The organism is Psychrobacter sp. Cmf 22.2 (genome assembly GCF_001921745.1).
GTDB lineage: Bacteria > Pseudomonadota > Gammaproteobacteria > Pseudomonadales > Moraxellaceae > Psychrobacter.
Window position 1 is genome coordinate 1 of sequence record NZ_MRYA01000038.1, and the last position, 267, is coordinate 267.

A 267-nucleotide genomic window follows, 5' to 3' on the forward strand; every position below is an offset into this window, starting at 1 on the left:
GACCAATGGCAAATGGGCAAATTTAGCTTAACGCCGGGCGTACGCTATGACCGTTATGAATCTCCAGAGTTCGTCGCTGGTGGTAAAACTTATAATAATGTCGTCGGTGGCTTGGCTGCTAGCTATGAGATTGCCCCGCGTACGCAATTATTTGCCAGCTATACGCAGTTATTTAATGGTCCAGATTTAAGCCAAGCGATTTTTAACCAAGATGGTGCTGGAACCTTTGTTAACAATGACTTAAAGGCAGAAGAAGGCGATAACGCA

General features: G+C 44.9%; 1 protein-coding gene. It reads left to right on the forward strand.

Annotation, left to right across the window (positions count from 1 at the left end):
• Positions 1-267: TonB-dependent receptor (locus tag BTV98_RS13225; protein WP_143505772.1), on the forward strand; the 267-nt coding region annotated here is incomplete at both ends.